The 25,407-nt window shown below is 72.4% G+C and carries 22 protein-coding genes and 1 pseudogene; 11 read left to right on the forward strand and 12 right to left on the reverse strand.

Annotated elements, in window-relative coordinates:
- Positions 1–233: 233 nt before the first annotated feature.
- The gene (locus tag ACWCRJ_RS17640; protein WP_450940105.1) at positions 234–839 is read left to right on the forward strand and encodes a hypothetical protein; all 606 of its coding nucleotides are present in this window, start codon (positions 234–236) and stop codon (positions 837–839) included.
- A complete protein-coding gene (locus ACWCRJ_RS17645) occupies positions 829–2,520 on the forward strand; it encodes a relaxase/mobilization nuclease domain-containing protein (RefSeq protein ID WP_450940106.1) in 1,692 nt (563 codons plus the stop codon). Before ACWCRJ_RS17640 ends, ACWCRJ_RS17645 begins: the two co-directional genes overlap by 11 nt.
- A gap of 12 nt (positions 2,521–2,532) precedes the next feature.
- On the opposite strand, the gene ACWCRJ_RS17650 is transcribed toward ACWCRJ_RS17645, so the two are convergent.
- The 7 genes from ACWCRJ_RS17650 to ACWCRJ_RS17680 all read right to left on the reverse strand — a co-directional run bounded on the left by ACWCRJ_RS17650 (position 2,533) and on the right by ACWCRJ_RS17680 (position 12,399).
- Positions 2,533–3,351, reverse strand: a complete 819-nt coding sequence (locus ACWCRJ_RS17650; RefSeq protein ID WP_450940107.1) for a class I SAM-dependent methyltransferase — start codon at positions 3,349–3,351, stop codon at positions 2,533–2,535.
- Positions 3,352–3,588: 237 nt separating this feature from the next.
- Complete coding sequence (locus tag ACWCRJ_RS17655; protein ID WP_450940108.1) at positions 3,589–4,671, reverse strand: CU044_5270 family protein; 1,083 nt, start codon at positions 4,669–4,671, stop codon at positions 3,589–3,591.
- A complete protein-coding gene (locus ACWCRJ_RS17660; RefSeq protein ID WP_450940109.1) occupies positions 4,668–5,213 on the reverse strand; it encodes an RNA polymerase sigma factor in 546 nt (181 codons plus the stop codon). Before ACWCRJ_RS17660 ends, ACWCRJ_RS17655 begins: the two co-directional genes overlap by 4 nt.
- A 587-nt stretch (positions 5,214–5,800) precedes the next feature.
- Positions 5,801–9,907, reverse strand: coding sequence for a CHAT domain-containing protein (locus ACWCRJ_RS17665; protein ID WP_450940110.1), 4,107 nt, complete (start codon positions 9,905–9,907; stop codon positions 5,801–5,803).
- Positions 9,908–9,964: 57 nt separating this feature from the next.
- The gene (locus tag ACWCRJ_RS17670; protein ID WP_450940111.1) at positions 9,965–10,648 is read right to left on the reverse strand and encodes a hypothetical protein; all 684 of its coding nucleotides are present in this window, start codon (positions 10,646–10,648) and stop codon (positions 9,965–9,967) included.
- Entirely contained in the window at positions 10,645–10,848 is a 204-nt protein-coding gene (locus tag ACWCRJ_RS17675; RefSeq protein WP_450940112.1) for a hypothetical protein, read from the reverse strand. The genes ACWCRJ_RS17670 and ACWCRJ_RS17675 overlap by 4 nt, the downstream gene beginning before the upstream one ends.
- Before the next feature lie 126 nt (positions 10,849–10,974).
- Positions 10,975–12,399, reverse strand: coding sequence for a mucin-1 (locus ACWCRJ_RS17680; RefSeq protein ID WP_450940113.1), 1,425 nt, complete (start codon positions 12,397–12,399; stop codon positions 10,975–10,977).
- Positions 12,400–12,622: 223 nt separating this feature from the next.
- Between ACWCRJ_RS17680 and ACWCRJ_RS17685 the strand changes: the two genes are divergently transcribed.
- The 6 genes and pseudogenes from ACWCRJ_RS17685 to ACWCRJ_RS17710 all read left to right on the forward strand — a co-directional run bounded on the left by ACWCRJ_RS17685 (position 12,623) and on the right by ACWCRJ_RS17710 (position 18,290).
- Positions 12,623–13,642 (forward strand): LacI family DNA-binding transcriptional regulator, encoded by a 1,020-nt coding sequence (locus ACWCRJ_RS17685; RefSeq protein ID WP_005480384.1) that lies wholly within the window; start codon positions 12,623–12,625, stop codon positions 13,640–13,642.
- Between the two features lie 225 nt (positions 13,643–13,867).
- Positions 13,868–15,223: an ABC transporter substrate-binding protein gene (locus ACWCRJ_RS17690; RefSeq protein WP_450940114.1), complete on the forward strand. Its 1,356-nt coding sequence runs from the start codon at positions 13,868–13,870 to the stop codon at positions 15,221–15,223.
- A 145-nt stretch (positions 15,224–15,368) separates the two neighbouring features.
- On the forward strand, positions 15,369–16,355 hold the full coding sequence (locus tag ACWCRJ_RS17695) for a carbohydrate ABC transporter permease (protein ID WP_450940152.1): 987 nt from the start codon (positions 15,369–15,371) through the stop codon (positions 16,353–16,355).
- A gap of 2 nt (positions 16,356–16,357) precedes the next feature.
- Positions 16,358–17,254, forward strand: a complete 897-nt coding sequence (locus ACWCRJ_RS17700; RefSeq protein WP_450940115.1) for a carbohydrate ABC transporter permease — start codon at positions 16,358–16,360, stop codon at positions 17,252–17,254.
- Positions 17,255–17,311: 57 nt separating this feature from the next.
- Positions 17,312–17,458: pseudogene (locus tag ACWCRJ_RS17705) on the forward strand (AraC family transcriptional regulator); the annotation flags it as partial.
- Between the two features lie 25 nt (positions 17,459–17,483).
- Positions 17,484–18,290 carry a VOC family protein gene (locus ACWCRJ_RS17710; RefSeq protein ID WP_450940116.1) on the forward strand — a complete coding sequence of 269 codons (807 nt, stop codon included), beginning with the start codon at positions 17,484–17,486 and terminating at the stop codon, positions 18,288–18,290.
- A gap of 30 nt (positions 18,291–18,320) precedes the next feature.
- On the opposite strand, the gene ACWCRJ_RS17715 is transcribed toward ACWCRJ_RS17710, so the two are convergent.
- The 3 genes from ACWCRJ_RS17715 to ACWCRJ_RS17725 form a co-directional block, all read right to left on the reverse strand.
- Positions 18,321–18,734, reverse strand: a complete 414-nt coding sequence (locus ACWCRJ_RS17715; protein WP_450940117.1) for a YciI family protein — start codon at positions 18,732–18,734, stop codon at positions 18,321–18,323.
- 84 nt (positions 18,735–18,818) lie between these two features.
- Positions 18,819–19,109 carry a hypothetical protein gene (locus ACWCRJ_RS17720; protein ID WP_450940118.1) on the reverse strand — a complete coding sequence of 97 codons (291 nt, stop codon included), beginning with the start codon at positions 19,107–19,109 and terminating at the stop codon, positions 18,819–18,821.
- A 123-nt stretch (positions 19,110–19,232) separates the two neighbouring features.
- A complete protein-coding gene (locus tag ACWCRJ_RS17725) occupies positions 19,233–19,817 on the reverse strand; it encodes a dihydrofolate reductase family protein (protein WP_450940119.1) in 585 nt (194 codons plus the stop codon).
- Between the two features lie 118 nt (positions 19,818–19,935).
- Between ACWCRJ_RS17725 and ACWCRJ_RS17730 the strand changes: the two genes are divergently transcribed.
- Positions 19,936–20,526 (forward strand): TetR/AcrR family transcriptional regulator, encoded by a 591-nt coding sequence (locus tag ACWCRJ_RS17730; protein ID WP_450940120.1) that lies wholly within the window; start codon positions 19,936–19,938, stop codon positions 20,524–20,526.
- Between the two features lie 165 nt (positions 20,527–20,691).
- Here ACWCRJ_RS17730 and ACWCRJ_RS17735 read toward each other — a convergent pair whose 3' ends face one another.
- Together ACWCRJ_RS17735 and ACWCRJ_RS17740 are read right to left on the reverse strand one after the other, a co-directional pair.
- Positions 20,692–22,017 (reverse strand): family 2 encapsulin nanocompartment cargo protein polyprenyl transferase, encoded by a 1,326-nt coding sequence (locus ACWCRJ_RS17735; RefSeq protein WP_450940121.1) that lies wholly within the window; start codon positions 22,015–22,017, stop codon positions 20,692–20,694.
- Positions 22,018–22,125: 108 nt separating this feature from the next.
- Entirely contained in the window at positions 22,126–23,532 is a 1,407-nt protein-coding gene (locus ACWCRJ_RS17740) for a family 2B encapsulin nanocompartment shell protein (RefSeq protein WP_450940122.1), read from the reverse strand.
- Positions 23,533–23,828: 296 nt separating this feature from the next.
- On the opposite strand from ACWCRJ_RS17740, the gene ACWCRJ_RS17745 reads away from it, so the two are divergent.
- Positions 23,829–24,419: an N-acetylmuramoyl-L-alanine amidase gene (locus tag ACWCRJ_RS17745; RefSeq protein ID WP_334659633.1), complete on the forward strand. Its 591-nt coding sequence runs from the start codon at positions 23,829–23,831 to the stop codon at positions 24,417–24,419.
- 43 nt (positions 24,420–24,462) lie between these two features.
- On the forward strand, positions 24,463–25,389 hold the full coding sequence (locus ACWCRJ_RS17750) for a 1-aminocyclopropane-1-carboxylate deaminase/D-cysteine desulfhydrase (protein ID WP_450940123.1): 927 nt from the start codon (positions 24,463–24,465) through the stop codon (positions 25,387–25,389).
- Positions 25,390–25,407: the final 18 nt, after the last annotated feature.

Consider the following 25,407-nt stretch of genomic DNA (forward strand, 5'->3'; position numbering starts at 1 on the left):
TCCGTACCTGCCCGCGTGTCCGTACCTGTGCTGACCAGGCGTGCGACGGATGCGACGGACGTGACACAGCCCGATCCCCTCACCTTCGGAGCACCACCATGCACACCGAGAACGACACGAACCCCTCTTCCTCCCGCCGCTGGGGTTGGTTCAACCGGGACCGACGAACAGCAGCAAGCTGGAGCGAACGAGCCCCTAACGGGGCTTCGTCCGCGCTTGCCTCCGCCCCTGGGGTGGCGGAGGGAGAGAAGGCCGGGCGCCAGCGGGCGCCCGAGCCTGAGGAGGGGGTGAACGAGCCCGGCACCGCGTCTGCCGCCGACAGCGCCGAGCAGCCCGTCACCGACTCCGTCACCCCATATGCCGAGCCGTCTGCCCGTCGACCGCCCGCCGCCGTCGAGCAGCCCTCGTGGCGTGAGCCCGACGCTCCCGCGCTGCCCGCGCGGATGAACCGCAAGCGCACCATCGAGAAGCGCGACCAAGAGAAGAAAATCCGCTTCACACCGACCGCGGTCCGTCTCATCGACGCCGAGGCCAGGCGGCGCCACCAGAAGTTCGCCGGCTTCGTCGGCGACGCCGCCCTCGCCGTAGCGCTCGGCAAGGCGAGCGTGATCGGCAGTCCAGAGGACGACCCCATCCGCCCGCTGGTGGAGGCCATCGAAGCCCACACCAAAGCGTTGAACCGGGTCGGCACCAACCTCAACCAGGTCGCGGCAGCCATCCACTCCGGCGCGATACCCGAGCGCGCCAAGGCCGTCCTCGAACGCATTGAGCAGGCCGCCCGGGCCAGTTACGCACTGATGGACCGGCTCCTGGCGGAAGGGGTTGGTCATGGTTCCTGACGTCTCCACCGGCGCCAGCACGCTCGGCCTGATCAACTACCTCTTCGGCAAGGGGCGACGCGACGAACACACCGACCCCCACATCGTGGCCGCCTGGGACTTGGCCGGCGCCCCCGACCCCGGCCGCGACCCCTCCGCCACCTACACCCAGCTCGCCCGACGCCTGGACCACCACGTCGACCTGCGCACCCGGGAACTCGGCGGAAAGCAGCCACCGCAGCATGTGTGGCACTGCCCGGTGCGCACCGCGCCCGGCGACCGCTACCTCACCGACGCTGAGTGGGCCGAGGTTGCCCGCCGCGTCGTAGCCGCCACGGGCATCGCCCCCGAGGGAGACGACAAGGCGTGCCGCTGGATCGCGGTCCGGCACGCCGACGACCACATCCACATCATGGCCACCAGCGTCCGAGCCGACGGCCGCCGCCCCCGTACGAACCGGGACGGCTGGCGGGCACAGCGCGAATGCCGAAAGATCGAGGCCGAGTTCGGGCTGCGCCGCCTGAAGTCCGGCGACCTCACCGCCCCGCGTACCCCAACCGGCGCCGAGCGGGCGAAGGCGGAACGCCAGGGCCGGGAGGAGACCGCGCGGGAGTGGCTGCGCGAGCAGGCGTACGCGGTCGCCGCCGCCGTACGCAGCATCGACGAGTACTTCACCGTGCTGCGCTCCCTCGGCATCCAGGTCAGGCCGCGCATAGGCCCCGAGACCGGCGAGGTGACCGGCTACAGCCTGGCCGCGCCCGGCGACACCACCCAAGGTGAGCCGGTCTGGTACGGCGGCTCACGGCTCGCTCCCGACCTGTCCTACAACCGCCTCTGCGAACGCCTTCCCACCCAGGATCTGGCCGACCGCCCCGAGCAGGCGGTAGACCCAGCCGAACCGTGGCACCGCGCCGAGACCGCCGTCCGCGACATCCACACCGCCCTCGACTCGGGCGACGACGCCGCGGCCCAGGGACATCTGGATGCCTTCGGCGACGCCCTCCACAACCTGGCCCTCACCGCCAACGGCGGGCACCGAGCCGAACTGCAAGCCGCCGCAAGGGCGTTCAACCGTGCCCGCCACTCGGTGATCCGAGCCGATCACCAGGCCGCCACCGCCCTACGGGAAGCCGCCAAGGAACTCGCCTACGCCACACACGATCCGGGCGGACTCGCCATCGCCCTGATCTTCGCCGCGCTCCACGTGGCGCGCGCGGCCGCCAAGTGGCATGAGCAGCGCGGCCACGAGCAGCAGGCCGCAGCGGCCGAAGAAGCCTTCCGCCATCTGCAGGCCGGTTACCAGCAGGCCGCCCAGCCGGCCTTGGCGGATCTCGCCCGTCGTGCACCGCGCGCCACAACCGTCAGCCGCTTCGAGCAGGATCTGCGTGCAGTCCTCCCCGACCACGCCGACCGCGTCCTCGCCGATCCCGCCTGGCCGGCCCTGACCACGACCCTCGCCCGCGCCGAGACCGCCGGCCACAACCCCCGACGCCTCTTGGCCGAAGTCGCCGCGCGGCGAGAACTCGACACCGCCGATCGCCCCGCCGAGGTCCTCAATTGGCGCATCGCCGTGCAGCCGAACAGGCGTGCTCAGGCGGCTCGCAGGCTGAGCACCCGCATGACCGCACCCGTGACGCCCACACCACAGACCACGTCCACGCCGGTGAGCGAACGGCTTACGGAACGCGGCCGACGGCGATAGCCAAGTCGGCTGTCAGCGACGGCAGACGAGGATGCCGCCCAGGCACGTGACCTCGAAGGCCCCATGCCGGGCAATGTGATCGACGAGGATCGCGCGGGCCCGCTCAATCGTGGCCTCGAAAGGCACGTCGTGCTGGTCCGCCCAAGCCCGGTAAGAGGCCATGTGCGCGATGACCGGCTCGGGGTCCTGGACCGTGATGATGCCGGGCAGTTCGATCGTCTCCACGCGGCCGAATTCATCGCCCAGGAAGGCCGGGGCCTTCTCCAGAGAGAAGCGGGCGCTGAGCGAGATGCGGGCCGGGCCACGTCCGGTACCGAGGACGTCGCCCGCCGCCCGCTGCCACAGGTCGTCGAGTTCGGCCTTGTCCCGGTCGCTGTTGGTGGAGACGATCACCGCCCCGTCACGAGCCACGACGCGGGACAGCTCCCTGACCGCCTGTGGGATCTCCGGGACGTGGTACAGCATGTGCAGCGCCAGGGCCGCGTCGACGCTCGCCGTGGCCAACGGCAGGCGAGTGGCATCCGCCACGGCGACCGGGCCGGGCACGCTGGCGAGGATGCCGGGGGCGATGTCCAGTCCGAGCAGGACCAGCTCGGGTCGATCGTCGCGAAGCCGCTGGATGAATTTACCGTTGCCGCAACCGACATCGACTACACGCCCGCGTACGCCGCTCAGCTGTTCGGCGACGATGCCAGGCAGGTCGTATCGGGGTGTCTGCCACTGGTAGAGCGACTGGCGGGCAGCCAGGTCCCGGTCGCCGTTGTAGGCGCTTCCGGCAAGGCGGCTCCGGTCGGTGACGGCGGCGTCGTGTGCGGCAGACAGTTCGGTCACGTCGGCAGCTCCGGTGGGTGGGCGGCGGGTGAGGCCGCGAGGACGGCCGCGTCTACACCGGGGGCATGGCCCATCTCTGGACCATGCGCGAAGGAATCAGCAAGAACGCACAGGTAGCCTCGTCCGACAACAACAAAGCTCGATTCGTCGTAGCCTGCCCCTGACGAAGGCATGATGCACCGCTCTTGAGTCGATGCGCCCGCAAGGCCAACGGCCCTGCGGGCGCATCGCTTCGCATCATGCCCTGTGCTTGCTGTCCTTTGCCGTGCCGCGTGACAGGATCTCATTCACCGAGACCGTGCCCGGGACTGCAATATTCAGTTTCAGCGGGTCGCCGAGCAATGCTTCCTCGCCGCCCAGCGGATAGCCGGTCGCCGGGTCAAGGAGCAGGGAGTCCCTGAATGTCGCTGCTTTGTGCCTGCCCTCCTGCGTGACGGCGAGGGCTTGCCGGCCGTGCCAGGTGGTTGTCGTCGCGACCGTCACGTCGGTCTGGTTGGCGAGGACCCGTAGCGCTGCCGCGCGCAGCGCCGGTTCGATGATGCCACCCGAGGCTCGTTGAGCCGTGTCGAGCATGGCGGAGACGCCCCAGATCAATCGCCCGCCTTCCCAGTTGACCTCCTTCAACTGCGCGAGCAGCCGATCCGGATCTGTCGAGAAGGGCAGGAGCACCTCCCACTCGGAGTCGTGCGCGAAGTGGCCCGGGCCGTACGTCGTGTCCTTGAGGCCCTTGCCCTCGATCAGCCCTGCCTCCCTGGCATCCCGTTCCTGGTCCGGGTTGGGGAAGTACGGCTTGCCGTACTTCCGGCGCTCGCGGCCCGCCCCGTCGGAGGTGTTGATCCATTGCTCCGTCACGGTCGGGACCGCAGCGTTGGCGACGCCTCCCGGGACGTCACCGGCGGAGTTCAGCGCCCAACCCCAGCTCTTGGTGTACAAGTACGGGCCGTGCACTGTGTCCGGGGCGAGTGCGCCGACCTTCTCGGCCAGTTGACTCAGCACGTCGTGCGGCGACCTGCCGGCAATCCTGCGCAGGTCAAGAACCGGTGGTGTCGTCATCGCTTGCGCCTCCACTCCCTCTGCGCCCAGCAATCGGCCCAGCTCGCCGGACGCGGCCACGGCGGTGCCCGCTGCCACCACCCCGCCTGCCAGCAGAATCCGCCGACGGGACATGCCCGTGCGGGGGCGCGGAGCGGTCTGTTCCGCAGCGGCCAGCAGCACAGCCAGTTCCCGCTCGGCGCGGTCCGGAAGCACACCGTCCCGGCCGAACCGGGCCTGCGGGTCGGGAGGCGCCATCTCCCGCACCTTCCTGAGATCGCCCTTCACCGTGTCCTCCCGTCCACCGGCAGTCTTGCCCCGGGTACCTGAATTTCGTCTGCGGCCACCGCCGCCTCCAACATTCGACGTGCGCGGTGCATACGGACCCTGAACGCCCCCGAGCTACAACCCATCACTTTGGCCGCGTCCCGCACGGACAGCCCGTCCCAGGCCACGAGAAGGAGCACCTCCTGCTCGTGTTCCGGAAGGCGCCCCAAGGCGCCTCGTGCCCCCAGCCTGTGCAGGACCGCCTCCTCAGCCGCGGGTTCGACTCCATCGTCGTGATGGGCACGTATACGGTCATCCAGACGATCAGCTCGACCTCGCGCTCGTACGGTGTTGGCCACGACGCGACGAGCGATGCCGTACAGCCAGGGCAGTTCCTTGCCGCGAAGTTCGTGTCGGTTCCGCCAAGCCGCCAAGAACACCTCTGCCGCCGCGTCTTCAGCCGCATTCGCCGGCAGACGCCTGCGCAGGAACCGCAGCACGGGCAGGTAGGTACGCCGGTAGACCTCCTCGAACCCCTGCGGGTCGTCCATCGGTCTGCTCACGCCCACCCTCCCCACACAATGGCTTCACCATGTTTGTGTCCGGCGCCGCGTGAAAGTTACGCGGATGAGCGAGCGGACATCCCGCAGTCCGCACACAGTCCGCAGAACACCCGATCGAGACCGTCGCACCCCATCGCCACCAATCGCCAAAAGGCCAGGTCAGCCACCCACAGGGAAGATCCCCGCAGGTCACCGACCTGGCCCATTACTAGGAGACCAAGAAGGCCTGACCCGGCCCCTCTCGACCGCACCCGGTCCGTATGCCGCCGTCCCGCACGGCGGTGTCACGGGCCGGGTGCGGTTGTGTTCCGGGGCCGTGCTGGTGGGGTTCCGGGGCCATGCTGGTGGGGGTTCCGGAGCCGTGCGGTGGGGTTCCGGGGCCGTGCGATGGGGTTCCGGAGCCGGAGCCCGGACCGCGACGGCGGCCGGCTCAGGTGCCCCGGCTCGGCAACGGCAGGGCGATGACGGTCGGCGACGGTGATCCGGGCGTCCGCGCGGACCGGACGGGGCGCTTCCTGCTGCCGACGGCCGACGGTGTGTCTGGTCAGCAGGCCCGGCTCGGGGCCTTTCGAGGGGGATCGGGCGGCTCACGGGCCGGTGTGCACGTAGGCGGCCCAGAGCAGGGGGTCGGCGTCGCGCTGCCGGACGCGGCCGACGGCCGTGCGCAGGGCGAACGCGGTGCGGGCGGGGTCGAGGCGGTCGGGGTGGTCGGGGTGGCGGAGTTCGGCGTAGAAGTGCGCGGTCAGTTCCCGGGCCGTGGTGTCCTCGGCGACCCACTGGGCGGCCACGACATGGGTGAAGCCCGCCAGTTGCAGCGCTCCCGCGAGATGCAGGGCCTCGTCCGGCAGCCGGGCCGTGCCGCGGGCCGTCTCGCAGGCCGACAGGAAGGCCAGTTCGGCGGTGTCGAGCCGGAGCCGGACGATGTCCTCCACGGTGAGGAGCGCGGGCCCCCGGTCGCCGTGGCAGAACAGCCCGCTCCTGGCCGGTCGCACCGGGTCGTGGCGGGCGTGCCCCGCGAAGTGCAGGCAGGAGTGGTTCGGCAGGGCCCGGCGGACGGCGCGCCGGTCGACCGTGGGCCCCGCCAGCAGCTTCCGCTCCCCGACCTGCGTGACCAGCCGCAGCGCCTCCTTGCGGGCGGACGGCAGCGGCAGGAGACCCGGAACGTCGGACTGGTCGACGACGAGGACACCGCCGGGCGCACGGTCACCGTCGTTCTGCCGCCGCCGTGCCCCGGCCAGGGATCTCAGCGTGGTGGTGTACGAGCAGACGTACCTCTCGGGAATCTCGCCGGCGGCGTGCAGCGGGAGGAGCGTGAGCATGCCGGTCGGGCACCACCACAGGCGTCCGGAGCCCCGGCCGGCGCGCCCCAGTCCGCTCAGCACGGGGGCCACCACGGTCTCCCGCAGCCACTCCAGGGTGTCGCGGAGCATCCGGCCGGCCTCGGCCGGAGACCGGCCCGCCGAGGAGAGCGCGGCCAGCAGTGCCTCCGTCCGCTCCCGGACCCCGCCGGGCCCCTCCAGGGCGAGGCCGGGCAGCGGTACGGTCCGCACCCCGTCCCGCGTGACGATCAGCGCGTCGCAGCGCAGGAAGCTCGTGTTGACGACCACCACGGCTCCGTCGCCGGCCGCCTCGCGCGACTCCTCGGAGGTGGGCGGCCGCAGGAAGTCGCCCAGGCCGAGCCTTCGGTACGCGCTGTGGGTCAGCTCGTCCAGCTCGGCCGCCAGCTCCCGGCGTTCGTGCGCCGCGGCCCACTGCTCGCGGGCCGGCGCCGCGGGGTCGACGAACGGGGAGTCCGCCGCATGGAGGACGGCGCGGATCTCCGCGATGCGGTGGGCGAGCCCGGGCTCCAGCTCGGCCAGTTCCGTCATGTCGAAGCGGGAGTCCACCGCCTGCGCCAGGAGCAGCCCGCGCCCCTGTTCCAGCAGCGCCAGGGCGGTTTCCGGCCGTCCCGCGGAGAGGGCGCAGGCCGCCGCGTCGCAGGCGACGTTGTCCGAGACGGCCAGCCCGCTGATGCGGTCCTCCAGCTCCAGGCCGTGCCAGGCCATCAGCGGGAGCTGGGCGATCGCCAGGCGGTAGGCGTCGACGGCCTGGTCCCAGTCCTCCAGCATGGCGGACCGCAGTCCCCAGTGCCCCGCGGCGGAGAAGCGCACCTTCGTCGGCACGCCCTCGACGCCCGCCGCCTCCCGGAACACCGCCCGTGCCGTCTCCAGGTCACGGGGGTCGCCGCCGTGCAGGGCCGCGAAGGTGTGTGCCTGGGCCAGACCGGCGAGGAAGCCCACACGGCGCACGTCGTCCTCGGGCGTGGCCCGAAGCGCCGCGTCCGCCGCGGCGATCGCCTCGTCCAGCTCGGCGCCGGACAAGGTCAGTTCGTACCGGGCGAGGTGGGCCGCGGAGAGCCCGAGCAGGGCCCTGGCCCGGTCCGCACGGCCCTTGGGACCGGCGTCGGCGGCCTCCTGGAAGCAGCGGACGGCCTCGTCCGCGTCGCCGCGCCGTCGGTGCCGCGCGCAGCGGTCGAGGAGGACCGTGGCCAGGTTCGTCAGCGCTCCGGGTCGCCGTGCGTGTCCCCGCGGCCAGGCCGCCGCGGCCAGGCGGCCGGCGTCGATCGCCTCGTCCAACTCCTGCGCCGACTCGGTGCGTTCGTGTCGATCGGCGAGCGCGAGACAGAGATTGGCGGCGGCCTCGCCCGCGCCCTCGCCGCCGGGGGCCACCGCCTCCACGGCCGTCCGCAGGACCTCGACGGCCTCGTCCAGGTCGGCGGTAGCGCCCGTCCGCTCGTGCGTCTTCCGCAACGCCACGCCCAGGTTCGTCAGCAGGACGGCCCGGTCGTGCGGCGCCGTCCCCGGCGGCACGGCGGCGACGGCCTCCCGGCCCACCCGCACCGCCTCCACCAGGTCCGCCACCGTGTTCAGCCGCAGGTATCGGCCGGTCAGGGTGGCGACGAGATGGGCGAGTTCCAGGGCGCGCTCGGGATGACCGAGGGGGAGCAGGTCCGCGGACTGCCGGGTCAGTTCCACCGCCCGGTGCAGATCGGGGACGGCGTCCAGGGTCTCGGCCCTGCGCAGCAGCGCCATGCCCAGTGCGGAGCACGCCTTCGCCAGGTTCCCGGCACCGGGCCGGGAGGCGATGGCCACGGCCTCCTCCAGACGCCGGACCGCCTCCTCCAGCAGGGCCGCCTCACCGGTGCGCTCGTGCAGCAGGCCAAGGGAGCGGCCGAGGTTGAACAGGGTCGGCAGTGCCTCCGCTCCTTCCAGGGCCCCCGAGTCCGCCGCCTCGCTCAGGACGGCGACGGCCCGGTCCAGCGTCTCCCGCGTGCCGTCGCGGCCGGCGTGCCGGAAGCGGATGGCCCGGGCCAGGTGGGTGAGGCCGAGTTCGGCGAGGCACCGGGCGCGTCGCTCGCTGCCGGCGGGCAGCCGGCGGCAGGTGTCCTCCAGGGCCGCGACGGCCTCGTCGCCGGTGTCCGCGCCGCCGCCCGGGTCCCAGTCCCCACCGCCGTCCAGGTCCCCGACACCACCGCCACCGGCGCCCGTACCGCCCGGCGCGAGCCGGTACCGCACCGCCAGGGCCTCCGCCAGCAGGGACTCGGCCTGCTCCTTCTGCGGGCCGACGGCGGCCGACACGGCCTGTCGCGCGACGTCGACCCCGGCATCGCCGTCCGCGGGGTCCTGGGACTGCCGGAAGCGCCCGAGGTACGCGCTGCCCAGCTCGTGGAGGTACAGCGCGGCGACGGCGCCCTCGCTCGCACGCAGCCCCTCCTGGCAGAGCGTGACGGCCTCGTCGATGTCCTCCGGCCTGCGTGTGCGGTCGTACCGGTACCGCAGGACCACCACCAGCAGCCACATCCGTCGCGGGCGCGACGCGGCGGGCAGGGCCGCCAGTTCGCGGCGCTCCTCGTCCACCAGCGCGTCGAAGTCGACGCTCTCCCCGAAGAGTTCGGCCTGCGAGGCGATGACGGCGGCGAGGTTGCCGAGGAACAGGACGTACTCCGGGTCCTCGGGGGAGCACAGCCGCGTCGCCCGCCGGGTGTGGTCCCTTGCTTCCCCGAGGCCCCGCAGAGCGTCGGCAGGCCCGCTCGCGTCCGTCGTGCTCAGGGCGCGCCGGTGGAGGGCGACGCCGAGGTGGGACAGGTACGTCGCGAGCCGCGGGTCGTGCGGGTCCGCCGCGCGTACGGCGCCGTGGAAGGCCTCGACGGCGTTCCGTACGTCGGCGTCGGCACCGCTGCCGTTCCGGCCGGCGCGGGCCAGGAGAGCCGCGCCGAGGTGCCCGTGGAGCAGCGCGACGGGCCGGGGCGCCGACCGCACGGCCTCGCGGGCGCACGCGACGGCCTCGTCCAGGGTGGCGTCCGCGCTCCCCGGCCGGGTCCGGCACAGCACGTCGAGCGCGCCGCCGAGGTCGCCGTGGTACATCCACCGGTTCGGGTCCCCCGGGTGCGCGGAGGCCACCGCCTCCCGCCCCGAGGCCACCGCCTCGTCCAGGTCGGCCTCGTACCGGCGCAGCGCGTACCGGTCGCGCAGGGCGCCGCACAGGTGGGACAGCGTCATGGGACGGCCGGGATGCCGCTCGGGCAGGAGGTCACGGCAGCCGCGCAGCAGCGCGATCGCCTCGTCGAGCGCCCGCGGGTCGCGTGCGGCGCCCCAGGCGGCGTACAGCTCCAGGGCTCGGGCGTTCATCCGGGCGACGTCGGTGTGCTCTGCCATGGCGGGCTTGTCGGCCTCTCCTGTTCGAAACGGGTCCGCCGCGCGGGGCGGGAGGGGTCAGCCCCCGTCCGTGGCCAGCAGGAACAGCACCGCTCCGAGGACGACGAAGAGCGACGCCGGTATCGTCTGCGCCCGGGCCCGGCGCAGGGCTCCCCGCACCTGCCAGGCGTGGACGAGTTCCACCAGGGCCCGGCGGCGGGCGGTGGCGTGCGCGATGTTGACGCGGGCCGCGGTGAGGGCCCGGTCCAGTTCGGCGCGGCGCTCCTCGTCCCGCTCCCGGGCGAGACGTGCCGTCAGGTTGACGGCGACGGTGGTGTGCAGCCGGCAGGCCCGGTCCAGTTCCTCCGCGGAGGTGCCGAACGGGCCGAAGAACACCTCCGGGGCGGCCGCGATCTCGGCGCGGAGATCGGCGAGGGAGGGGGCCCGCAGCGACCGCAGGGTGGTGAACCGGGGGGTCAGCACTTCGCCGGTCCACCAGATCGCCCAGAAGACGCCCACCATGGCCAGGGCCAGCCCTCCGGCGGCGAGCGCGATGTCACCGAAGCCGTGGATCTTGCCGATCGCCGCCAGCGGGAACCCGCCGAGCAGCAGTCCCCCCACGGCGGCGGTTGCCATGATCGTCCAGCGCGCGACCGCGCGCATGTCCGCGACGGTGGCGTCCGCGAGCGTGACCGCGGCCGCCTGTTCCCCGGCCGGCCCGGGATCGTGGGCCTGGGGCACCCCGGGAAGCGGGGTACTCATGACCGCGTGACACCGTCCCCGTCGTCGGTCCGAAAGCGCGTCCCCGACAGGTCGCCGTCGTCGGGCAACTCGCCGTAGGGGCGCCACGCGGTGCCGTCGTAGTGCTCGACCCCGCCGTCCGCACCGATCCGGACGGCACCGGTCTGCGGGACCTCCTCACTCTCCGAGGCGGGCCCGTCCCCTCGCGCCTGCGCACTCACGTCCGCAACTCCCCTACAGAGGCACCTGAGTGGGGAGAGGGTATCGCCGACCGCTCACCCGCGGGGCCGGACGCACTCGTACGAGTGGCCCGTCGGACCTCGGCGGTGCGTGGGCCGGGACGCCGGTCAACTCCCGTCGGGGCCGGGCCAGATGGCCGAGGCGTCGTCGCGCTCGGGGGCCGGGAGACGCAGGGGGCGGACGGGGACGGTCCTCGTGCCGCCCTCGGTGACCGCCGTCCAGGGGGCGGGGCGGCCCGTGTAGGAGAGCGTGGTCAGGGCGAAGACCCCGTCGGCGTAGATCTCGACGTACTCCCCGACGGTCAGGATGCGCAGGGTGGCGGCCGGTTCGGGGAGGACGGTCTCGGCGAGGGAGGTGCCGGCGGCGCCGGTGATCCGGAGGTTCTTGCCGTCGCAGCCGACGGTCAGGGCGGGGCTCTCGGCGCGGCCGGGGCTGTCCGCGCGGCCGGGGCTGTCCGCGCGCGCGGGGCTCGCGCGGTCGGGGCCGAAGGAGTCGGGGCCGAAGGAGTCGGTGCGCAGGGTGACTTCGACGGGGCCGGAGACCTCGACGTCGCCGACGGCATGCGGGGCCGGGGCGTGCGTCTCCTCGCCCAGCCAGGCGTCCAGGCCGGGCCACCACTCCAGCCGAGGGGCCGAATCCCCGCCCGTCACCAGGGACTTGGGCTGGGCGAGCATGCCTCGGCAGTGGTCGCCGGTGTCGGTCAGGCCGACGCGGCGGGGAGTGGTGTGCAGGACGACCCGGGAGCCGTCGGGGGCGAGGATGACGCGCGGGGCGTACGCCCCCGTCGGGCCGAGCACGCCCCGGCGGGTCCACGGGCCGCGCAGGCGCGGGGCCGTCCACGCCTCGAAGCCTCGGGTGGCGCCGATGGAGCCGAGGAGGAGCCAGGTTCCGTCGTCGAGGCGTTCCAGGACCGGGCATTCGAGTTCGTCGACGTCGCCGGGGGAGATCAGCGGCGGGTGGACCGTCCAGTGCTCCAGGTCGTCGGAGGTGGCGAGGGCGACGCAGCCGCCGGTCTCCACGGGGAGGGAGGCGTCGCTCGCGCAGATCGCCATCGCCCAGCCGTCGCCCTCGTCGTCGCGCACGACGAACGGGTCCCGCCAGCCCATGCGGTCGGCGGTGCGGTACCAGCGGGGGTCCGCCTCGACGACGGGCGTCGTGCCGTGGCGCCGCCAGCCCGTGCCGTCCGTGCGGTCGGAGTACGCGAGGCCCACCGCCTGCAACGGCCAGCCCTCCGGCGTCAGCCCGCTCACGCCCGTGTAGAGCATCGCCATACCGGTGCCGTGGCGGAACGGGTGCATCGTCCAGACCGCCCGCTGGTCGAAGCGGCCGGGCAGACCGTTGCCGAACACGCTGCCCTCGGGCAACCAGGCGACCAGGTCGGCCGAGGTGGCCCGGCCGTAGGAGGTCTCCATGCGCAGGTGGTCGAAGTCGTCGGTCCAGGGGCCCTGGAGGTGCAGCACGGAGTAGGTGCCGTCGTCGTCGCGGAGCAGGGCGAAGTCGTTCACGCAGAGGCCGGGCGGGGCGTATCGCATGCGCAGCAGTCCTGTCGCTCACAGCGCCCAAACGCGTGCGCTGACCATGGTTCCGGAGGGTGTCGCTGGAGAATCAGCGCCAGTAAATCTGAACGCAAACGCTTGCGCAACAGAGGAGGCGGGTTTACGGTCACGTCACCCCAACAGCTCACACCGACGTGAAACCGGCGCGGGATTGCACGCGAGACGCCGTTCCACGCCCTACCGACGGGAGAAGACCGCCGTGACGGTCAGCATCACCGATGTCGCCACCGCCGCCGGGGTCTCGGCGTCCACCGTGTCCCGCGCGCTGCGCGGCCGGCCGGGAGTCTCGGACGAGGTGCGGGCACAGATCGCGGCCGTCGCCGCGCAACTCGGTTATACGGCCTCCCGTTCGGCGTCCAGCCTGGCCAGCGGGCGGACCTACACGATCGGGGTCGTCGCCCCGTACATCGGCCGCTGGTTCTTCGGCACCGTGCTGGACGCCGCCGAGCAGGTGTTCAGCGCGGCCGGGTACGACGTCCTGCTGTACAACCTGGGTTCGCCCGAGGCACGCAAACGCTTCTTCACCAAGCTGCCGGTGCGCAAGCGGGTCGACGCGGTGCTCTCGCTGCTCATCCCGGACGAGGACGAGTCGGCGGCCCTGCGCTCGCTCGGAGTGCCGCTGGCCTCCACGGTCGGGGGCCCCCGCCCCGGCTTCACCGTGGTCGGGATCGACGACCGGGCGGGCGCGGAGAGCGCCGTACGGCATCTGGTGAACCTCGGCCACCGGAGGATCGGCATGATCTCCGGGGCCAGCGGTCCGCTGCACTGGACCACGCCCCTCGACCGTCGCGCCGCCTATCTGCACGTCCTCGCCGAGGCCGGGATCGAGCACGATGCGGCCCTGGTCGCGGACGGCGACTACACCGTCGACGGCGGTGAGCGGGCGATGACCGAGCTGCTGGCCGCGTCCCGGCCGCCGACCGCCGTGTTCGCCCAGTCCGACGAGATGGCGATGGGCGCGCTGCGCGCGCTCAGGCGGCATCGGCTGCGGGTGCCGGACGACGTGTCCGTGGTCGGCTTCGACGACCACGAGCTCGCCGACGTGGTCGGCCTGACCACCGTCGCCCAGCCCGTCGCAGGCCAGGGCGCGGAGGCGGCCCGGCTGCTGCTGCGCCGGCTGGACGAGCCGGACACCGAGCAGCCCGGCCATGTGCAGATGCCCATCCGGCTGGTCCTGCGCGAGACGACGGCACCGCCCCGCCCACGCGGACCCCAGTGACCCCCGGCCGACCGGCCGGACCGCGGTGATTCCCGTCCGCCCCGGTCCCCCCAGCCACGCACCCCCACGTCCACGCCCCCCGTCCACGCCCGCGCCCTCACCCCCCGGGACCGCGCACCCGCACGCCGCGACATCCCGCCGGCCCCGCCCCCCGAAGGCCCCGCCCGTCGCACCTCTCGGCGCCACCCGCTCCTCGCACCCTCATCCCGCACGGAGGCACACACCATGAGCCCGACCCCCAGCACGACCAGCAAGAGGTTCCGCCGCACGGCCCGAGCGGGCCTGGCCCTGGCCCTCCCCCTGGCAGCACTGGCCGCCTGCGGCGGTGGCGGTGGCGGCGACACGTCCGCCGAGGCCGGCAGCGGTGAGGGAACCATCAGCGTCTGGGCCCACCAGGGGCAGAAGAGCGAGTCGGAGGCGCTGCAGAACGCGGTGAAGTCGTTCAACTCCTCGCAGGACAAGGTGAAGGTCGAGCTGAAGCTGATACCGGAGACCGACTACACCAAGACGATCACCGCGACGAACGCCGACAAGCTGCCGGACGTCCTGGAGTTCGACGGCCCGACCATGGCCAACTTCGTCTACACCAAGAAGCTCGCCCCGATCGACGACTACGTCTCCGCCGGGACCCTCGACAACGCCACGGACGCGAGCAAGGCGCAGGGCGAGATCGACGGCAAGCACTACGGCCTGGGCATGTTCGACTCCGGGCTCGGCATGTACGGCAGCAAGAAGCTGCTGGACGCGGCCGGGGTGACGTATCCGAAGGGTGTGGACGACGCCTGGACGGCGGAGGAGTTCGACGCGGCGCTGAAGGCGCTGAAGGCGAAGGACTCCGACGGGAAGGTCCTCGACCTGCAGGAGGGCAACGGTTACGCCACCGAGTGGGGCACCTACGGCTTCGCCCCGGTGGTCTGGTCGGCCGGCGGTTCCCTGCTCAAGGACGGCAAGGCCGCGGGCGCCCTCGACTCCCCGGCGGTGGTCTCGGCCATGAAGACCTTCCAGTCCTGGAAGAGCACCGTCGACGCCAACACCGACGGCAACGCCTTCGCCAAGGGCCGGGTCGCCCTCAGCTGGGTCGGGCACTGGATGTACCCCGCCTACAGCGAGGCGCTCGGCGACGACCTGGTCGTGCTGCCGCTGCCCGACTTCGGCGACGGTCCGAAGACCGGCCAGGGCTCGTGGGCCTGGGGCGTCGGCGCGAACTCCGGGAACGCCAAGGCCGCCGGCGCCTTCCTGGACTTCCTCCTCGACGACACCAACGTCGGCGCGATGACGAAGGCCAACGGGGCTCCGCCCGCGACCAGGTCGGCGCTCGCCGCCAGCGAGCTGTACAAGAAGGGCGGCCCGCTCCAGCTCTTCGCGGACCAGCTCGCCAAGCCCTGCGGCGACATCGACATCAGCAAGTCCTGTGTCGCCGTCACCCGCCCGGTCACCGCCGGATACCCGGTGGTGACCGCGAAGTTCGGCGAGGCGCTCAACTCGATCTACGGGGGCGCCGACCCCGAGGACGCCCTGGCCGAGGCCGCCCGCGCCATCGACCGCGACTTCGCGGACAACGCGGGTTACGCGATCCCGTAGCCCCCTGGAATCCGTAGCACCCGTAGACCCACACGCCCCATAGGACCCACAGGACCCATCGGGTTCAGTCGAACCCATCGGCCGGGGCGGGCGCACACCACGTGGCCGCCCGCCCCGCAGGGAAGAGGACCCTCCCGTGAAAACCGTGAAAGCCGTGGAACCCGCGCCCGCGGCGGCCCCAGGCCGGAAGCAGGCCTCCCCCGTCGGTGAACCGGCCCGGCGGCCGTCCCGCCGGAACCGCGAGTGGCTGCACGGACTGCTCATGTCCGGGCCGGCCGTCGCCGGGCTCATCGCCTTCGTCGGCATCCCCTTCTGCTACGCCGTGGTGCTCTCCTTCTACAACGTGCGCCTCGGCTCCCCGCTGGAACCCACCTTCTTCGGGATCGAGCAGTACCGGCGGCTGTTCACCGACCCCGACCTCTCCGGCCCGTTCCTGCGGGCGCTGCTCAACAACCTGACCTTCGCCGTGGTCGTCGTCCCCCTCCAGACGGGTCTCGCCCTGGGCCTGGCGATCCTGCTGAACCGCAAGCTGAAGGCGATCGGCCTGTTCCGGTCCCTCTTCTTCATGCCGGTCGTCTTCCCGATGGCGCTCGTGGCCGTGATCTGGCGGCTGATCCTCGCCCGCAGCGACCAGGGCATGCTCAACTCGGTGCTGGACGCGGTGAGTCTCGGCAACTGGGGCGCGTTCGACTGGCTCGGCGACGGGCTGACGGCGATGGCCTCGATCATCGTGCTCTCCGTCTGGCAGGGCGTCGGCTTCCAGATGGTCATCCTGCTCGCCGGCCTCCAGCAGATCCCGGGCGAGCGCTACGAGGCCGCCCGGCTCGACCGGGCCTCCGCCTGGCAGCAGTTCCGGCACATCACCCTGCCCGGCATCCGCGGCACGCTCGTCTTCGTCGTCATGCTCACCTCGGTGCTGTCCTTCCGGGTCTTCGACCAGGTGTACGTGCTGGTCAAGGGCGGCGGCCTCGACGAGGACGCCGCGCGCACGGTGATGTACCAGGCGGTCACGACGGCCTTCGACCAGAACAACGTCGGTCAGGCGTCCGCCATCACCGTCGTCTTCTTCCTGATCGTCGTCGTCCTGACCCTGATCCAGCGCCGCGTCGTCCGGCCCGACAACGAGGACTGAGCATGAGCACCACCATGAGTACGAGCCTGCGTACGCGGACCGGGACGAGCGCGGGGGCCGGCCCGTTCCGCACCCGGCTGCGCCGGTTCCTCGACTACGCCGTCCTCTCCGTCCTGGCCTTCGTCTTCACACTGCCGGTCCTCTACCTCCTCCTCGGCAGCCTCAAGCCGTCCGACGAGGTCCTGAACGGTCTGTCCGGCTTCCTGCCCACCCATCTGTCCTTCGACAACTACGCCGCTGTCCTGGACAGCCTGAACTCCGACAGCACCGGTCACTTCTGGCAGTTCATGGGCGTCTCGCTGCTGCTGGCGTTCGTGGTGGTGACGGGCGGTCTCTTCGTCAACTCGATGGCGGCGTACGGGCTCTCGCGGCTGCGGTGGCGGGGGCGGGAGGCCGTGTTCACCCTGGTCCTGCTGCTGATGCTGGTGCCGTTCGAGTCGGTGGCCGTGCCGCTGTTCTACCTGTTCAACGACCAGCGGAACACGCTCTTCATCCAGGCGCTCCCGTTCATCGCCAACGCGTTCTCGGTCTACCAGTTCCACACGTTCTTCCGCTCGATCCCGCCGAGCATCGAGGAGGCGGCCCGGCTGGACGGCGCGGGCCCCTGGCGCACCTTCTTCGCGATCATCGTCCCGATGTCGAAGCCGGCGTTCGCGTCGGTCGCGATCCTGACCTTCCTCACCCAGTGGGGTTCGTTCCTGTGGCCCGTGCTGATGGTCTCGGACCCGTCGGTGCGCCCGCTGCCGCTGGAGATGAGCGTCTTCCAGGGCCAGCAGCCCCCGGACTGGGGTCAGATCCTCGCCTTCGGCGTCCTCCTCGTCCTGCCGGTCCTGATCGTCTTCGCCTTCTTCCAGCGGTGGTTCGTCCAGGGGGTGGCCAACTCGGCGGTGAAGGGGTGATCACGGGGGCCGGGCCGCGCGTGCTCCCTCGTCCGTGGCCGGTGCGATGCTGGTGGCATGAACCGGGACGACCTGGTGCGGCTGCGGCGGGCGCGGGACCGTATGGACCGCGAGTACGCCGAGCCGCTGGACATGACCGCCCTCGCCCGCACCGCGCTGGTCGGCGGCTGGGCGGGAGAACGTACGAGTCGTCCGGCCGCGGGGCCGGAGTCCGAGAGGGAACGGTGCTGTGGGCGGAGTGCGCGGGGGCGGCGGGGGCGGCGGCTCGCACGGAGAGAGGGCGGACGCGGCGCGCGGGGTGATTCGGTGGACGTATGCCTTCGCCGACCGGCCGACGGCAGGGTTCGAGCGGGCGTGCGCCTTCTGGACGGCGGTCACGGCCACCCGGTCGTCCGAACCCCGGGGCGACCGGGGTGAGTTCGTGACCCTGCTGCCCGCGACCGGCGACGCGTGCGTGAAGGCGCAGGGTGTGATGTCCGGCGACGGCGGCGCCCACCTGGAGCTCGCCGTCGACGACGTCCCCGCCCTGGTCGACCGGGCGGTCCGGCTCGGCGCCGAGGCGGTCGCCCCGAACGACGGCTGGACGGTGCTGCGCTCCCCCGCCGGGCACCTCTTCTGCGCGGTGCCGTGGCACGGGGAGTCCGTGCGGCCGCCGGTGGTCGACGGGAGCCGGCTGGACCAGGTGTGTCTGGACGTGGCGCCGGCCGACTTCGCGGGCGAGGTCGCGTTCTGGGCGGCCCTGTCGGGCTGGGACTCCCGTCCGGGCTCACTCCCGGAGTTCCATGTCCTGCGCCCGCCGGCCGGCCTCCCCTTCCGCGTCCTCCTCCAGCGTCTCGACGCCCCTCGCCCCGCCTCCGCCCACCTCGACCTGGCCTGCGCCGACATCGACACCGTCCGGGCCCGTCACGAAGCCCTCGGCGCCACCGTCGTGGCCCGCCACCCCCACTGGACGGTGATGCGCGACCCGGCGGGCGGCACGTACTGCCTGACGGGCCGGTCCCCGGAGACGGGCGGACTGCCACCGACGACGGGGTGAATCGGCGGAACGGGGACAGGGACGAACGGCTCAGACGTCTCCCGCGCCGTCGAGCACCGGCCGGATGACCACCGGATACTCCGTGAGCCCCTCGGGGCCGGGGCACCGGGCGACGCGGGCCGCGATCTCCGTGGCCCGGTCCAGGTCGGCGCAGTCCAGGAGCCAGTAGCCGGCGAGCAGCACCTCGGTCTGCGGGTACGGCCCGTCCGTGACCACCGGCTCGCCGTCGGCGCCGGCCGTGACGAAACGGGTTCGCGCCGGCTCCGCCAGTCCCTGCCCGTCGATCATCTCCCCGGTCCGGGCGAGGTCCTCGTTGATCGCGCCCATGTGTGCGTACATGGCCCGCAACTGCTCCCCCGTCCAGGCCGGGGAGCCCGCGGACGCCTTGCCGCGCATGCCCTCGTAGTCCGCCTGTGTGCCCAGGACCATCAGCAGGTATTTCATGCGTCCGCTCCTTCGACTCCCCTGGTCCGGGCAGCGCGCGCGGAAGGCGGCTGAGCCGCTCCGCCTCGGTGGCGGCCGCACCCGTCAGGTCTTCTCCTCGGCCCTCACCTCTGCGGTCTCACCCGCTCCGCCCGCCCGCGCGTCCTGACCGGCGTGCGCTCCATGACTGCCGTGCGTGCGCCGGGCCACCGCCCGGGGCTTCTCCGCGGCGGTCTCCTCGGCCTCGACGGCCTCGTCGACGTACGCCGCACACTCGTGATTCCTGCACGGACCCGGACTCCATACGGGTACCCACGCGCCCAGCGTCTTGTGCCGCCGTACGACCGTGGCCACAGGCTGTCCGCAGACCGGGCAGACATGCTCGTCGATGCCCATGCCCTCAGGGTAGGACCGACAGGGCCGGCGCGCTCCCCGCGTGCGCGAACGATCAGCGACCGGTCACGCGCGCACGGCGCCCGGACGGACGCCGCGGGGCCTCGACCGCGCGGGGCCCGTCCGTCAGCGCTTCCTGCTGTACGTGCGGACGACCACCCCGTTGTCGAAGCCGCGCACCTCGTCGAGCGTGAACTCGCGGATGTCGAAGCCGGAGCCGAACATCGGCATCCCGCTGCCCTGCACCACCGGATACGTCTTGATGATCAGCTCGTCGATCTCGTCGATCAGCGCGCCCGCGACGGCCGAGCCACCGCAGAGGTAGATGCCGAGTTCGCCGTCCTCCGCCTTGAGCTCACGGACCTTGCCGACCAGGTCGTCCGAGATGATCTCGACGTTCGGATCGGGCGACTCCTTCAGCGTGCGCGAGGCCACGTACTCGCGCAGGTGGGCGAAGGGGCTGGTGATGCCGTCCTTCAAGGCCACGTCGTAGCTGGCGCGGCCCTGGACGATCGTGTCGTAGTGCTTGTTCGGCAGGCCGTTCGTGCCGACGAGCCGACGCACATGGCTCGGATTGATGTCCGGGTGCTCCGTGAGGAGGTACTCGGCGTACTCCCCCACCACAAAGGGATACATGTACGACGCGTCCCCCTCCGGGTCCCCGATGAAGCCGTCGATGGAACAGGCGATGGCGTACGTGAGCTTGCGCAAACCGGTCTCTTTTCCTCGTCCGACAGGTGGATCACCGCGTGACCACCGTGCAACCACTTCAGTTATAGTACTTCAGTCGTAGTGGTTGCAAGCCGATTTCGGATACGAGGGAGCCCAGATGGTCAGGAACCCGGAGCGCAGGGCCGCTCTGCTGGACGCGGCGGTGGAGGTGCTGGCGCGGGAGGGGGCGCGCGGGCTGACGTTCCGGGCGGTCGACGCCGAGGCCCGGGTGCCGGTGGGCACCGCGTCGAACTACTTCGCCGACCGTGACGCCCTTCTCCACCAGATCGACGCCCGGCTGAAGGAACGCCTGGCACCCGACCCGGCCGTGGTCGAGGACCTGCTCGCGTCACCGAAGGACCGGACCCTGGTCACGGCCTTCATGCGCGACCTGCTGGCCCGCGTCACCGGGGACCGCACCGGCTACCTCGCCCATCTGGAACTGCGCCTCGAAGCAACCCGCCGCCCCGCCCTGTACGCCTCGTACACCGAGTCGGTGCGCGGAGAGCTGGAGTTCGGGATGCGCTTCCACCGCGAGGCCGGTCTCCCCGGCGGCGACGAGACGGTCATGGTCCTCTACCTGGCCATGCAGGGGCTCCTCCTCGAACACCTCACCCTGCCGGACGTCCTCGACGGCGCCCTTCCCGGCGTGCGGGCCCCCGGGGGCCTGATGGAACGCCTCGTGGAAACGATCGTCCCCGACCACTGACCCGCGCGCGAACCGCTGATCCGCGCGAAAAAAGACCGGCGGGCCCCGCACACCGTGGGGATGTGCGGGACCCGCCGGTCGACCGGAGGCGCCGGTACCACGCGGGGTCAGGTCGGCACGGCGCCGACACCTCCGGAGCCTGGACGCCGGCCCTGGGCGCCGGCCTCAGCTGCTGCGGCGCGTCACGAACTCGGCCAGGGCGAGGAGTCCGCCGGCCGACTCCGGGTCCGGGACCGCCCGGGACAGATCCTGCATGGCACGGGCCATCCGGTCGGCGGCCTGGACCTGCGCCCAGTCTCGACCGCCGGCCCGCTCCACCACGAGCGCCGTGCGCTCCAGATCTCCCTCTTCGTACGGCAGTCCGTACAGCTCGGCGAGTTCGGTCGCCTCCGGGGTGCCGGAGGCGAGCGCGGCGACCACCGGGAGGGACTTCTTGCGGACCATGAGATCCGCCCCGGCCGGCTTTCCGGTACGGCTCGGGTCCCCCCAGATGCCGATCACGTCGTCGATGAGCTGGAAGGCGAGCCCGGCCTCCCGCCCGAACGCGTCGAGAGCCTCGACGTCCTCCTCGCCGGCGCCCGCGTACAGCGCTCCCACGGCACAGGCGCAGCCGAGCAGCGCGCCCGTCTTCGCCTCGGCCATGGCGAGCACCTCGTCGAGAGTGACCTCCTCGGGCCGGCGGCCCTCCATCTCGGTGTCCGTGTGCTGGCCCGCGCAGAGTTCGATGACGCAGGACGCGAGCCGTGCGGAGGCCGTGGCGGACGCCGGGTGCGGGTCCTCGGCGAGCAGTTGCTGGGCGAGGGCCTGCATAGCGTCCCCGGCGAGGATCGCGTCGGGGACACCGAACACGGTCCACGCGGTCGCCCGGTGCCGACGGGTGGTGTCCTGGTCCATCACGTCGTCGTGCAGCAGGGTGAAGTTGTGCACCAGTTCCACCGCGGCGGCGGCCCGCACGGCGGCGGACTCGTGCCCGCCGAGCGCGGAGACCGCGGCCAGGACCAGGGCCGGGCGTATCGCCTTGCCCGCGTTCCCGGCGGCCGGGGTGCCGTGCGCGTCCTCCCAGCCGAAGTGGTAGCGCGCGACCCGGCGCATCGACAGGGGCAGGGTCTCCACGGCCCGGCGCAGTTCGGGGTCGACGGACACCCGGGCCCGCTCCAGGATTCCCGCCGCCTCCCGCCCGTCGAGCGGATTCCGCCCGCGCGCCCGGCCGGCCGCGCCCCGGTCACCGCCGGGAGACCCAGCCCTCACCGGCTCCCCGCCCTCCTTCGGCTCCGGCTCTCCCCTCCGCTTGCGGCCCCGGTCGCCCGCCGGCCCCGGTGGCCGGACAACTCCCGCCGGTTGCACCACCCGCACCGAGGACCCCGCTCCCGCGGGCTCCCCGGCCCCGGCCTCCTCCTCGGCGTACGCCGGCTCCTCGGCGTACGCCGGCTTCACCGTCCTCGCCGGAGTCTCGGCGGGGCCCCGCTTCGTCTCCGTCAGGAACTCACCCATGGGGCCGCCCCGGAGAGCCGGCGGTCGGTGGTGGTGCCGCTGCCGAGGGGCGCGTCCCGGAGTGCACCCGCCTTGAGGTGCGGGGACCCGCATTCCGGTCGGACAGGGTCACCGCCAGCGGCCGATCTCGACGTTCTCCAGAACGCCGAGCGCGTCGGGGACCAGGACCGCGGCCGAGTAGTAGGCCGTCACGAGGTACTTGATGATCGCCTGTTCGTTGATGCCCATGAAGCGCACGGACAGGCTGGGCTCGATCTCGTCCGGGATGCTCGCGGCCCGCAGACCGATGACGCCCTGGTCGTCCTCGCCCGTACGCATGGCGATGATCGACGTGGTCCTGGCCTCGGTCACCGGGATCTTGTTGCACGGGTAGATCGGCACACCGCGCCAGGTGGGAATGCGGTTCCCTGCGATGTCGATGGTCTCCGGGACCAGCCCGCGCTTGTTCAGCTCGCGTCCGAACGCGGAGATCGCGCGCGGGTGGGCGAGCAGCAGCTTGGTGCCCCGGCGGCGGCTGAGCAGTTCGTCCAGGTCGTCCGGGCTGGGCACACCGTCGTGCGGCTGGAGCCGCTGGTCGTACTCGCAGTTGTGCAGGAGGCCGAACTCGCGGTTGTTGACGAGCTCGTGCTCCTGGCGCTCCTTCAACGCCTCGACCGTCAGCCGGATCTGCTGCTCGGTCTGGTTCATCGGCTGGTTGTACAGGTCGGCCACGCGCGTGTGGATGCGCAGGACGGTCTGGGCGACGCTGAGTTCGTACTCGCGCGGCGCGGCCTCGTAGTCGACGAAGGTGTGCGGGATGTCCGGCTCACCGCTGTGGCCGGCGGCGAGGTCGATCTCCTTCTCGCCGTACTTGTTGGTGCGCTGCGACGGAATCGCGCGCAGCTCCTGAAGGTGCTCGCTCAGGGTCTCGGCCCGCTCGGCGAGCTGCTCGACGGCGCGACGGGGCAGGACGAGCACCGTGCACGCGGTGACCGCGCGGGCCGTGTACTCCCAGATCGCCTCGGGGTCGAGCAGGGCCTGGTCGCCGAAGTAGGCACCGTCCGCCAGTACGCCGAGGACCGCGTCGTCGCCGTAGGGGCCCGTGCCGACCTTCTCGACCTTGCCGTGGGCGAGGAGGAACACCTCCTCCGCCTGGCTGCCGAATTCGGCCAGTACGTCACCGGGGGCGAACTCCCGCTGTTCGCAACGCTGGGCCAGCTCGCCCAGCACCTCGATGTCCTCGTAGGTCCGCAGGGCCGGCAGTTCGCCCAGCTCCGCGGGGATGACGGCGACCCGGTCGCCGGTCTTCACGAACGTGACGCGGCCGTCGCCGACCGCGTAGGTGAGCCGCCTGTTCACCCGGTACGTGCCACCCTGCACATTCACCCAGGGCAGGGTGCGCAGCAGCCAGCGCGAGCTGATCTCCTGCATCTGGGGTGTGGACTTCGTGGTGGTGGCCAGGTTCCTTGCAGCCGCCGTGCCGAGACTCTGCTGCGGCTTGTCCTGCTGCGAGCGAACCTCTTCGCCTACCGACATACGGATTTCCCCTCCGGGTGTGCACTGATATCGCGGTCACCGATCTCCCGACCAGCCTCCCATCACGGAGCGTGTTGGTGCTATTACCCGAAAGAGCGGGAATGGATCTTAGGGAGACTGGGCATATCCGTCGCCGCTGTCGACCCGCTCGCGCACCTGTCCGAGCGCCGCGCGAATCTGACCGGATCCACCCGCACGCCCCGCCGACAACTCGCCCGCGCCGCGCGAGGGGGGTACAAGCCTGCGTACGAGGCGGCCACGACCAGCGGCCGCCGGACAGCACGAAGGAGTCGGCCATGGCCCCACCCATGTCCGCGAGCAGGTTCCTCACCGTCCTCAGGAACGAGGGCGTCCAGGTCGTCGAGGTCGGCGACTGGGAGCATCACAATCGCAACCACGTGGGCCCCTGGGGGCCCGTCCACGGCGTGATGATCCACCACACCGTCACCTCCGGCAGCGAACGCACGGTGCGCATCTGCCGCAACGGCTACGAGGGCCTGCCCGGCCCGTTGTGCCACGGCGTCATCACCAAGGACGGCCGGGTGCATCTCGTCGGCTACGGCCGCGCCAACCACGCCGGCCTCGGCGACGACGACGTACTGCGGGCCGTGATCGCCGAGAAGGCGCTCCCGCCGGACAACGAGTCCAACACCGACGGCAACCGCCACTTCTACGGCTTCGAGTGCGAGAACCTGGGCGACGGCCAGGACCCCTGGCCGGCGGCCCAGCTCGAAGCCATCGAACGGGTCTCCGCCGCGATCTGCCGCCACCACGGCTGGAACCAGCGGTCCGTCATCGGCCACCTCGAATGGCAGCCCGGCAAGGTCGACCCCCGGGGCTTCACCATGGCCCACATGAGAGACCGCGTACGGGACCGTCTGAAATAGGGCGCGCCCGACGCCGACCGGTCATGTGTCCGACAATGGGCACGTGACCGGCCAGCCCTCCGCCCCCGACCCCGTCGCCGCCCTGGACCCCGCGCTGCCGTCCCCTCTGCAGGAGGTGGTGGACGAGCGCTTCGCCCGCCACGGCGTCCGGCTGCTCCTCAAGCGGGACGATCTGATCCATCCGCGGCTCGTCGGCAACAAGTGGCGCAAGCTGGCCCCCAACCTGCGCGCGGCGGCCGGCCGGCCGGTGCTCACGTTCGGCGGCGCCTACTCGAACCACCTCCGTGCCACCGCGGCGGCGGGCCGCCTCCTGGGCCTGCCCACCGTCGGCGTGGTCCGCGGTCAGGAACTGGCCGACCGCCCGCTCAACGCGTCCCTGGCCCGCTGCGCGGCGGACGGCATGCGGCTGCACTTCGTCGACAGATCGACGTATCGCCGCAAGTCCGACCCCGCCGTCCTGGCCGCCGTCCTGCGCGCCGCCGACGCCGGGGACGCGTACGTCGTCCCCGAGGGCGGCAGCAACACTCTCGCGGTGCGCGGCTGCCAGGACCTCGGCGCGGAACTGCGCGGCCGGGCCGACGTCGTGGCCCTCGCCTGCGGCACCGGCGGCACGCTCGCGGGTCTGGCCGCCGGCCTGGCCCCCGGCCAGCGCGCCCTCGGAATTCCGGTCCTCAAGGGGGGCTTCCTCGACGAGGAGATACGAAGGCTGCAGGAGCGGGCCTTCGGCGGACCGCGCGGCGACTGGCGTCTCGACGACCGCTTCCACTGCGGCGGCTACGCGCGCACCACCCCCGAACTGGACGCCTTCGCCGTCGACTTCGAGGCCCGCCACGCCCTGCCCGTGGAGCGTCTCTATGTCGCCAAGTCGCTCTACGGAATTGTCGCCCTGGCCACGGAGGGCGCCTTCGCGCGCGGGACGACGCTCGCCGCGGTGATCACCGGCCGCCCTTTCGAGGACCACGCGCCCTAGGGCCCTTCTGACATGCCG

This window comes from Streptomyces sp. NPDC002324 (genome assembly GCF_053593335.1).